Below are 11338 nucleotides of genomic sequence, written 5' to 3'. Positions count from 1 at the left end.
GTCTTAGATTATTGAATTATTATCAGAAAAACGAAATAAATATTATGAATTATTATTTGCTTTTATCATAGTAATCAAATGGCTTAAAAATAGAAATGATCAAGAAAAGAATTAAGCATAGTGATCATAATTTATCAGCAATAGCATTAGAGTTTGGTTTTACAGATGCGAGTCATTTTACTAAATATTTTGTGAAGCACACTGCGCTAACTCCTTTACAGTTTAAAAGAGAAAAATAAAGGAATAAAAAAGGGACACTTTATTAAAAGATAAAGTGTCCCCCAAAAAAAATATGAAAAAATCTACTTCTTATTTCTATAAGCCCAATAGAATACTTGTGGTAAGATAGTAAAGGATAAAATCATACAGATGATTAGTCCCCCTACAATCATAATGGCTAATGGTTTCTGTATTTCTGATCCCATTCCATTTGATAAAGCTGCAGGAAGTAATCCCATAGACCCCATCAATGCAATCATTACTACCGGTCTTATTCGGCTTTTTACTCCTTCTTTTATTGCTTCTTTTAAAGGCATACGATGTTGTAAGTTTTCTCTCATAACTCCAATAAGTACAATACCATCAATAGTAGCTACTCCAAAAAGAATAATAAATCCTATCCCTGCTGATATTCCAAATATCGTGCCAGTTGCCCAAAGTGATACAAAACCACCGATAAAAGCGAAAGGAATAGTTAAGGCTGCAATAGCAGTATCTTTTACATTACCAAAGTTGAAGTAAAGTAATACAAGAATTAGAATCAAAGAAACAGGTACAACAAGCATTAATTGATTTGCAGCACGCTCTTTACTTTCAAATTCTCCTGCCCATTCCATTTTATTGATAGCAGGCAGTTTTACTTCTTTATCTACTTTAGCTCTTGCTTCAGCAATAGTACTTCCTAAGTCTCTTCCTTCAATACTAAATCCTATACCAATATATCTACTACCACCTTCTCTATAAATAAAGGCAGGGCCAGTGTGATAATCTATCGTAGCAATCTCTTTTAATGGCACTTGTTTACCATCAAGTGAAGGAATTAAGATATCACCAATTTTATCATCTGAATCTCTGTATTCTTTGTTGAAACGAAGTACAACGTCAAACATTCTCTCATTCTCATACAGGGTAGTAGCTGCTTGTCCACCGATAGTCATAGCGATTACAGCCTGAGCATCTGCTGTTGTTACAGCATACTTAGCCATTTTATGATCGTGAAGCTTAATTCTCAGTTCAGGTTGACCAATATTTTTAAATACATTTAAGTCTGTAACCCCTTCGACATCTCTGATGCTTTTGGCTACTTGGTTAGCATATTTCTCTAATTCGAATAAATCATCTCCGAATATCTTGATTACAAGAGAACTCTTAACACCAGCTACATATTCTTCTACGTTATCTTGTATTGGTTGACTGAATCCAAAATTAACACCAGGGTAGTTCTCTAATTTTAAACGAATCTCTTCTAGAAGTTTGTCTTTTGTTATCTTACGCGTCCATTCATTTTCTGGTTTTAGTTCAGTGTGAAATTCGATATTAAAGAATCCTGTAGGGTCAGTACCATCATTAGGACGACCTGTCTGTGTCAATACAAATTTAACTTCATCAAACTCTCTAATCTTAGCTTTCATTTCTTTAGCTAATCTTACAGATTCATCTAAGTTAATACTACTAGGTAATGTAGCTCTAATATATAAAGCGCCCTCGTTTAACTTAGGTAAGAATTCTGAACCATAATAATGGAATCTAACTCCGCAGATAACAAGTAAACCTATAAACATCGAAAGAGTTAACTTCTTATGGGTAAAACTCCAATTAAACATTTTATAGATATTGTTCTTAAAGAAACGAGAAATAACATTCTCACGTTCTTTGATATCTTTAGTTAATAAGATTTTACACATAGCAGGTACATAAGTCAAACTCAATATTAGCGATCCTAATAGAGCATAACCTAATGTAAAGGCTAGGGGAGAGAACATCTTACCTTCTACTTTTTGGAAAGAGAAGATAGGCATTAAAGCGACGATTAGAATTAATAATGCAAAGAAAATATAGCTCGCTACACTACTTGCACTTTTCTTAATAGTACCTAATTTAGACATTCTATTGAATCTCGCCATTCCTACCTGTTCAGCTCGTTTCTCTAGACCTACAAAGACATGTTCGACAATAACTAAAGTTCCTTCTAACAACAACCCAAAGTCTAATGCTCCCATTGAGATTAGGTTAGCAGGTAACCCTTGTATCTTCAGCATGATGATAGCAAATAAGAAAGCCAGTGGAATAACAGAAGCAACGATAAATGTAGTACGCCAATTATATAAGAAAATAAATACAATAATGGATACTAAAATAACTCCTTCTACTAAGTTCTTAGATACGGTGTGTACTGTTGTATTTACAAGGTTAGTTCTATCTACGACTGTTTCTATTTGAACATTTTTAGGTAGAATACGCTCGTTTAAGTCTGCTATTTTATCTTTTAGCCCTTCGATAACTGCACTAGGGTTTTCACCTCTAAGCATTACTACGATTCCTTGTACGACATCATCATCGTCTTGAAAAGCAACTTGTCCTAAGCGTGGTTTGGCTGATACCACGACATTAGCTACGTGTTTTACTAGAATTGGTGTACTTCCTTTTACCTCGATAAGGATGTTCTCGATATCTTCAACATTGTCTAATAATCCTACACCTCTTACTACATAAGCTTGATCACCACGTTGGATAACATCTCCACCTACATTAATATTACTTTTTTCTACAGCTTCATATACATCTAAAGGAGATAAGTCGTAATTAATTAATTCAGTAGGGTTAATCTGTATTTCAAATATTTTTTCTTCACCTCCAAAGCTTACTACATCAGCCACTCCAGGTACAGATAATAATTCTCGTTCTATTACCCAATCTTGAATAGCAGTAACTTCTTTGATAGGAAGGTCACTCTTAATGATGTACCTAAAGATTTCTCCTGTAGCTCCAGAAGGTGGTTCTATTTCAAAATCAGCTCCTTCAGGCAGTTTTACATTCCCCATTCTGTTAGAAGCATATTGTTGAGCGAAGAAGTCATCTACTTCATCATTAAACAATACCGTAACAACAGATAGTCCAAATAAAGAGATAGATCTTACCTCTGCTTTATTAGGAATGGTGTTAACCTCCTTTGAAATAGGAAGGGTAATAAATTTTTCTACTTCTTCTGCACTACGACCAGGCCACTGTGTGATAATACGTGCACGAGTATTAGTCACATCAGGAAAGGCTTCAATAGGCGTGTGTATATAACTATAAATCCCTCCAAACAATAATAACAATACACCGAAGATGACGATGAATGTATTTTTAAGAGAAAAGGATACTATATTTTTGACGAATTTTTGCATAAATAAAGGCTTTTACGAATTACAATTTATTAGTTAATTGCTCATAAATAAGTAATTCATTAGTAGTTACGACCATATCATTCTCTTTTACTCCATCTGCTACATAGGTATAAATATTGTTTTTAGAGACAGGAGTGATCTTTCTAACTTCTTGTTCACAATCATTTTTATAAATTACTACATAGTTTTGGTTGTTATCAAATATGATAGCAGTATTAGGGATAGCAAGAGATTTACCTTCGTTTGTTTCTAACTGAATAATGATATCAGCAGACATTCCAGGCTTTAGTTTCATCTCTTTATTCTCCATTGAAATACGAGCTTTTAGGACTCTCTCTTCAGCATCAAATACTTGAGATACTTTAGTTACTTTTCCAGCAAAATATTCATCAGGATAAGCTAGGGTAGATACTTTTACTTCTTGATTTGGTTGTACATTGCGCATATTTGCAGCATATACATTAGCCATGATCCATACATCAGATAAATCTGCTATCGTAAACAAAGGTTCATCACCAGCATTTACAGTCATTCCAGTACTAACGCTTTTCGTAACGATATAACCCGACTGAGGAGCTACTACATTTACTACTCCAGATTCACCACGACTATTGAATATCTCTAGACTACTTCTGACAGCAGCTACTTTACTATTCAGTGTTCTGACATCCTCCTGAGCTTCGATTAACTCTTTTTGAGAAGCAATACCATCTTTATACATTGATTCTACTGATTCTAACTCGCGCTTAGCTACTTTTAATTCTGCTTCACTAGCTTTTAATTCACTGTATATTTCATTCGTATCAGTACTTTTTATTTCAGCTAATAATTGTCCTTTCATAACATAATCTCCTAGAGAGAAATAAGTATTAGTAACTAATCCATCTACTAGACTATTATAAGAAACTGTTTTATCTTGGTTATAATCGATATAACCATTAAGTGTTAGACTTCGCTCTATAGGTCTCAGTGTGACTTTCTCCATATTGAGCGTGCTTTTCATCGCTTCAGATAGGCACTTTTGTTCTTTAGTTATCTCTTCATTATTTTGTTCTCCCTTATTACAGCTCATCAGAACTATATTTAGTAAGGCTAATGTAAGTATAGAATATTTTGTCATTGTCAATTAGTTTAGTTTTTATAAATCTTGTCCTACTGCGTATTGTAGTTTTTCAAAATGATCATTTAGATCTTTCTTAGTTTCTAATAGAATTGTTTTATTCTCTATATAAGCTTCTACAAAGTCTAAATACTCGATTAAACTCACATTTCTCTTTTGAAAGTTCTTTAAATATGCATCTAGTAGTTGATCTAATTGCTGCTCATATCCGCTATCTATATCTTTATAGAGTTGTTCTGCGTGATAATAATTTCTAAAGGCTTCAACTATATCATTAGCTATCTCGTTTAGCTTACTTTGTGTGTCGAGTTTGGCTAACTCTATATCTATTTTAGCCTCTTTAATTCCTCCTTTATTTCTATCAAAAATGGGTAAGTCAAAAGAGATTCCAAAACCAACAAAATCACGCATAATATTACCACCTCTATCATAATCAACTCCTAGTGTAATATCAGGAACTCGCTGTGCTTTCTCTATTTCTAATCGCTTTTCAGATTGCTTTTCTAATGTTCTGCTTTTTAATGCATCTGGGCGTTGTTCTTGAGCAGTGATAATCCAATTTTCTAATTCTAGTTCAGATATCTCTTTCTCAGGAGCTACTAGTTTATCAGTAATAACGACCAGGGTGTTACTCCCAATATTGATAAAGTTTTTAAAGTCTTTTACAGCTTCTTCCAGTTCTTTATTGATGTTGACCTGTTCTTTTTTAAACTGAAGCTCTGCTGCTTTTAAGCGAATGTATTGTGCTTGACTAATATTCCCTTGTTCTAATTGGTTCTTGTATGCACTAATTAGGGACTTAGTACTTTCTATTTGTTTTTCGTATATCTTTTGTTGTTCTTGAAGTATTTGTAAGTCAGACAGATTACCTCTTAGTTCTAACTTAAGCTCACGTATAATACTTTCGAACTCCTGTTGTTTTTCTTCTATTGTTAATTTCTGAAGGTCTATGCTCTTTCTGCGTTTACCTCCAGTTTGAATCAATTGCTCTACTCTAAAAGCGTATTGTTGTGCTTCCCCCCAATTGCCAATAAGTTTAGGCTGTTCTTCTATATCTGTAGTCTTCCAGAAGTTAATCTCTGAAACTTCAAAAGTAGGGTTAGGCCATAACTTTGCTTGTAATAATTGTGCTTCTGCTTGAGATATTTCTAAGTTCTTTGCAATAAGCTCTAAGTTCTGCTCTAAGAAGAGTGCTTCTGCTTCTTCTTTAGATAATTTCAGTGCTTTAACTGAGTTGTCTTGTGCATAAGTACTTAGTACAAAAGCTGATAGAATGGTTAATAAAGTGTTTTTAAACATTGTCTTTTATTTTAAGGTCAAAATTATTACTTAGGACTTATAGAGAACTTTGAGTTGCATTAGAGAGAGATTAAAACAACATTAGAAAATGATTAGAACTGCAGTGATAATTCTTTTTAAGAATCGCAATATTCAATCTCTTTATTGATGTAAGGTTATTTTAATCCTCTATTTTTTCTACTTAGAATGCTTATTCTATTTAACTAATAAGTTTAACAGATACTCTTTTTTCATCAAACCTAAATTCTTTACAAAACGAGTATTACAAAAAAGAAGCCAAAAACGACTTTTAACCAAAAAAATATACAATTAATCAGATTTACTTCAATGCCACACTGCGTATTGTGATGTCGAAATATGTCAATCTACTTTGTAATCAGTGCTTTATTGTGAATAGTTGACCAAATGTAATTTCTTAAAAAAGAAAAATAATTGGCAAAATAATTGTAAAACAAATTTAGAGATACATTATTGCGAATTATTACGCATCTAATTAGGTATATTGTTTGAATATTGTGATTTATTAGTATTTGTATTTTGTATTTTGTACTATATGAGTAATGATGGAATAAAGATTTAATGATTTCTTTAAAAATCAATAATAGCCTCGTACGGGCTTTATAACGTGGTTTTAGATTGAATTCATAATGTGGCACTTTAGACTACTATACTAGAAGAACTGTACAAAATGCCACTTATTAAAATATTTGAATATTATCATTTAAGCCTTGCAAAGTGCCTTACTCATAAGAAAAAAGACAAAAAATAAATAAAATTAAAACAAACACTAAAAATTAAAAGCTATGCAAAATGCAACAGGAGTAATTAAGAAACTAAAGAGAATGCTAGGAATAAAGACAGATTTACAGCTAGCAAATATTCTTGATGTTAAACCTAATACTATTTCTTCTTGGAAAAAGAGAGATAGTTTACAATATGAAGGATTAATAGCTTTGTGTAAAGAACACAAAATAGATCTAAATGAATTATTCTTCTCAGATTCTACAGCCGTTTATAACAGTAGTTATCACAAGAGAAAGGTGAAAATGATTTCTATAGATCATAACTTCGAGTATTTCTTAGATCCAGAGAAGACTTTGGCAACAGCACCAAGCTATGTTTTTCCAACAGTAGAAGAGGTAGATACAGCTTTTCAGGTATCAGTAGATAATATGTATCCTACTATTAAAATGACTTCTTATGTGATTACTAAGCGTATTCAGATAGAAGAGTTACAGTTATGGCATGTCTATCTATTTGTGCTTAAAGGAAAAGGGATTGTTATCTATCGATTCAAGAGAATGGTAGATGATAATACACTGTTATTGATCAGTGATAATCCTACATTTGAGAATATACAAGTAAAAATAGATGATGTAAAAGAACTCTTTTGCATAAGAGGTGCTTTTTTACCACAAATGAAAGGAATATCAGAGATATAATGAGCTAAATTCAAATTACGCATTAGCCAAATACTACAAAGCAATTCTACTTCATAGTTCTTTCATTAGCTCTAAAACCATACTATAGTATGCTTTATTCACTAATTCAGTTCTATTTTGTATAATTACTTTTCGTTTATATGTCTATTGCATAATCTAGATTAAAAAGACTAAGCGAAAAGAGTAGTTAAATAATAGTAATTTACTACTCTTTTATTTTAGTTTTTCACTGTAAAACTAGTTTAATATTTTGGTTGAAAGCTTATATTTGAAGAAAAAAGAATGAAACTAAAAGCAAAAGGTTGGAATAAGCATTTAGCAGCAGAAATAACTTCTCCTTATTTTAAAACACTAATAGAGAATATTGATTGTTTATATGAAACTACTATGGTATATCCTCCTAAAGAAGAGGTTTATACAGCATTCGAATTAGTAGACTTTGAGGATGTTAAAGTGGTTGTCATAGGACAGGATCCTTATCACGGTGCCTTTCAGGCCAATGGTCTTTCTTTTAGTGTAAGTAAAGGTGTGAAGTTACCACCTAGTTTACAGAATATTTATAAAGAGCTAGAAGATGATTTAGGAATTAGAAATATAAATGGTGATTTGACGAAGTGGGCAGAACAAGGAGTATTTCTATTAAATGCTACATTAACTGTAGAGGAGAAGAAAGCTGGCTCACATCAGAAGTTAGGTTGGGAGAAATTCACAGATGCTGTAATAGAACAACTAAGCAAACATAGAGAGAATATTGTATTTATTCTATGGGGGAGCTATGCTCAAAAGAAAGGAAAGAATATCGATCGTTCTAAACATTTTGTAATTGAAACAGTACATCCATCTCCTTTATCTGTTTATAGAGGGTTTTATGGTAGTAAACCTTTTTCTCAAACCAATGCTTACTTGGAGTCTAAAGGAATCAAATCAATTGATTGGAAGATTTAATTAAGAATTTCTGTCTATAGCACTATTCTCTTGTGTGGGCGATTCTAAAGGAAGAATCCCATCTTATGGGTAGGTAGACATAGAGCCTTGTGCAGGACTGTATATAAGGTAATATTATCTAATAACATGAAGTCGGGAGACTTCGCGTAGCAGTATATTCCATCTTTTAAGTAAAGAATGTAATTAACTTAGTTTGTTTTGATATGTTTAAAATAAAAAACCAAGAGTTTGAGGTAAAGTATGCTTATTTAGATGCTTTTATGGATAGTTCAACTAAACAGTTAGTATTTGGATTACAAATAAAGGCTGAAGACACTAAGGGGAGATTAAATAGAAGTGAGCTATATTTTAATTCAGAGCTATTATTATTTATCAATCCTAATGAACTGAATCAATGGCAAGATATTGCAGGATATGATATAGAATGGGAAGATTATCAAGAAGAGGAGAGGAAGCCTAGAGCTCTTTTTTATGTTTATGAACATACAGGGGTGTATAATGCAAAAGTTAACTTTAGAAAAGTTGATAGCAAAATAATAGTGAAGATGTCTGCTACTATTGACATTTATGCAGATGAAGATTTTGATGAACAATTATCCCTTGACGTAGAAACAGAGGTTCAATTCTTTGGTATACTCTGCGGAAAGAGAAGTGCAGAAGAATGCGCTGAATTAATTGGCAATTATTTAAATATTGACCATTTAAAATATGTTCAAAACCAATACAATGTATCACTACTAGTTCCTAAAGATACAGACATGGAAACAAACTTATTAGTATTAGGTGATTATTAAAAGAAAAACACAAACACTAAATAATTAAATATAAAAAAATTACTACTTACTACATTAGCTTTTATGGCTATATCTACAGCTGCGGTAGCTCAGCATTATGAAGAAGGAAAGACTAAAGTAAGCTTTGGGGTTAAAGCTGGATTTAATCAAACTATGGTTACCAATATAGATGACATCGTTGGTAAATCAGGTTTTCATATTGGAGGTGTGGTAGAAGCTAAATTTTCTAAGCGATTTGCATTGCAAGGAGAGCTTTTATACACTACAATGGGAGGTAAGTTAGAGAGTCTTGATATTCCTTGGATATCTACTGCCTCTTATGATGGGAAAGTAAAATTAAACTATATCGCTGTGCCAGTAATGGCTAAAGTTTTTGTAACGAAAGGTTTCAATATTCAAGTCGGACCACAATTTAACTTTGCAGTTAAATCAGAAGCCGAAATGAATGGAAAGACAGGAGATATAGGAAGTGCTGTAAATAAGTTTGACTTAGGGCTTAATGCAGGTCTAGGTTATGATTTTGGAAATAATCTGTTTATTGATATGAGAACTAGTTTTGGAGTAATCGATGTCTTTAAGGATGTTCCTGCTAGTAATAAAAACTTTGCATTTATGGTAGGAGTAGGCTATAAGTTCTAGCCTAATAAGAGTATAAAAAAAAACGGAAGCCTTATCAGCTTCCGTTTTTTTATGATGAATTACCTTAGACGGGTAACTATAATTCTAAATCCGTAATTAATTACAGTTTTCTTCTTTTTAGTTCAGTTTCGATAAGATCTAACTCTCTATTTGTTTGACCAGCAACAGAAGTATTTTCTTCTGCACGTCTGATTAAGTAAGGAATTACATCACGTACAGGTCCGAAAGGTAAGTATTTAGCTACATTAAACTTCTCTTTCGCTAAGTTAAAGCTAATATTATCACTCATTCCGTACAGCTGTCCGAAGTATAATCTACGATCTGTATGAGAGATATTGTGTTTCTCCATTAAATCCATGATTAGGTAAGAACTCTTTTCGTTATGAGTACCAGCGAAGATAGCCATAGAGTCTATGTTCTCTAACATATACGTTACCCCAGCATCATAGTTTACATCAGTAGCAGCTTTGTCAACACAGATAGGAGATTTATATCCTCTCTCAGTAGCTCTTTCGCGTTCTACCTCCATATAAGCACCACGTACTACTTTCATCCCTACATGGAATCCTTCTGCTTTAGCGATAGCGTGTAGATCTTTTAAATACTGTAATCTATCCCAACGATACATCTGAGCAGTATTATAGATTAATGCTTTCTCTTTGTTATACTTTCTCATCATGTCTAATGCGATATCATCAGCAGCATCTTGCATCCAGCTGTGTTCAGCATCGATTAATAAAAGTACACCATGATCATAAGCATACTTACAAGCCATGTTAAAACGGTAAACGATACGTTCCCATTCTTTTTCTTCTTCAGCAGTGAAAGCTACTTTCTCTCCTTTTTTCACAAACATATCAAATCTACCAAATCCAGTAGGTTTAAATACCGCAAAAGGAATAGAGTCTGGACGTTGTTTAGCATACTCGATCGTTTTAATCGTCATGTTTAGAGCAGCGTCGAATTGCTTCTCAGTTTCTTTACCTTCTACAGAATAATCTAAAACTGATGCTACACCACCTTTAGCGTACATATTATCTACTACAGTTAAGCAGTCATCTTCACTAATACCACCACAGAAGTGATCGAATACAGTTGAACGGATTAAACCAGTAACAGGCAAATGAGTTTTAATTGCAAAATTTGCAAGGGAAGAACCAAGTTTTACTAAAGTTGGTTTGCTAATCATTTTAAATAAAAAATGTGCTCTTTTTAATTCTTTATTATTTTTAAGAGCAAAAGCTACTTCAGTATTATTAAATAAATTTTTCATTATAAAAAGTAAATTCGTTAGGCAAATATAATTACTCTTTTAGTAATAATTTAATAGTTTTTGGTATTTATCTTCTTATTTAAAATATGTGATATTTTTTAATGGCTTAGTGATTATAAAGTGTTAAATACTTTTAATCCTTACCAAACAAGAATTAATCTCTTAAATTCTTTGATACATCTTATTTTAGTTTCTTCTAAAAGTTATAAATTTGTAGAGACAACTAGCATTTTTTACCTGTATATACTGGTATGAACTAATTTTATCATTAAAATTCTCAGAAAATATCATTGACTTTATAAAGAATCCTCTGATAAGAAGAAAAGACCTTTTTAGAACTAAAAAATAGTTGAATACATAGTCGAACCTTAAAAAGTCATTTTAAACTTTAGATTGCAAAATAGTAAGTTGGTTATTGTATAAAACGCTTCTGTAAA

9 protein-coding genes are annotated in these 11338 nt (G+C 32.2%); 5 read left to right on the top strand and 4 right to left on the bottom strand.

Translation table 11 applies throughout. The annotated features are described in order from the left end of the window. The first annotated feature begins 95 nt into the window (after window positions 1–95). Window positions 96–239, top strand: a complete 144-nt coding sequence (locus HX049_RS17655; protein WP_286417628.1) for a helix-turn-helix domain-containing protein — start codon at window positions 96–98, stop codon at window positions 237–239. Window positions 240–302: 63 nt separating this feature from the next. On the opposite strand, the gene HX049_RS17650 is transcribed toward HX049_RS17655, so the two are convergent. From HX049_RS17650 to HX049_RS17640, 3 genes are read right to left on the bottom strand one after another with little or no spacing between them, the layout of a single operon-like run. After that, window positions 303–3389, bottom strand: a complete 3087-nt coding sequence (locus HX049_RS17650; protein ID WP_286417627.1) for an efflux RND transporter permease subunit — start codon at window positions 3387–3389, stop codon at window positions 303–305. 19 nt (window positions 3390–3408) lie between these two features. Next, window positions 3409–4509 (bottom strand): efflux RND transporter periplasmic adaptor subunit, encoded by a 1101-nt coding sequence (locus tag HX049_RS17645; RefSeq protein ID WP_286417625.1) that lies wholly within the window; start codon window positions 4507–4509, stop codon window positions 3409–3411. An 18-nt stretch (window positions 4510–4527) separates the two neighbouring features. Then, window positions 4528–5808, bottom strand: a complete 1281-nt coding sequence (locus HX049_RS17640) for a TolC family protein (RefSeq protein WP_286417623.1) — start codon at window positions 5806–5808, stop codon at window positions 4528–4530. An 803-nt stretch (window positions 5809–6611) separates the two neighbouring features. Here HX049_RS17640 and HX049_RS17635 point away from each other — a divergent pair. The 4 genes from HX049_RS17635 to HX049_RS17620 all read left to right on the top strand — a co-directional run bounded on the left by HX049_RS17635 (window position 6612) and on the right by HX049_RS17620 (window position 9628). Then, window positions 6612–7250 carry a LexA family transcriptional regulator gene (locus HX049_RS17635; protein WP_286417621.1) on the top strand — a complete coding sequence of 213 codons (639 nt, stop codon included), beginning with the start codon at window positions 6612–6614 and terminating at the stop codon, window positions 7248–7250. A 282-nt stretch (window positions 7251–7532) separates the two neighbouring features. Continuing rightward, window positions 7533–8195 carry a uracil-DNA glycosylase gene (gene ung, locus HX049_RS17630; protein ID WP_286417620.1) on the top strand — a complete coding sequence of 221 codons (663 nt, stop codon included), beginning with the start codon at window positions 7533–7535 and terminating at the stop codon, window positions 8193–8195. A gap of 203 nt (window positions 8196–8398) precedes the next feature. After that, window positions 8399–8989, top strand: a complete 591-nt coding sequence (locus HX049_RS17625; RefSeq protein ID WP_286417619.1) for a hypothetical protein — start codon at window positions 8399–8401, stop codon at window positions 8987–8989. A 63-nt stretch (window positions 8990–9052) separates the two neighbouring features. After that, entirely contained in the window at window positions 9053–9628 is a 576-nt protein-coding gene (locus HX049_RS17620; RefSeq protein WP_286417617.1) for a porin family protein, read from the top strand. Between the two features lie 100 nt (window positions 9629–9728). Here the strand turns inward: HX049_RS17620 and HX049_RS17615 are convergent, their stop codons facing one another. Then, a complete protein-coding gene (locus HX049_RS17615) occupies window positions 9729–10901 on the bottom strand; it encodes a proline dehydrogenase family protein (protein WP_041891692.1) in 1173 nt (390 codons plus the stop codon). Window positions 10902–11338 lie beyond the last annotated feature (437 nt).

The organism is Myroides odoratimimus (genome assembly GCF_030326305.1).
GTDB classification, from domain to species: Bacteria; Bacteroidota; Bacteroidia; order Flavobacteriales; family Flavobacteriaceae; genus Flavobacterium; species Flavobacterium odoratimimum_A.
Note: the sequence above shows the minus strand (reverse complement) of the source record. Positions and strands in the feature narration are given on the sequence as shown.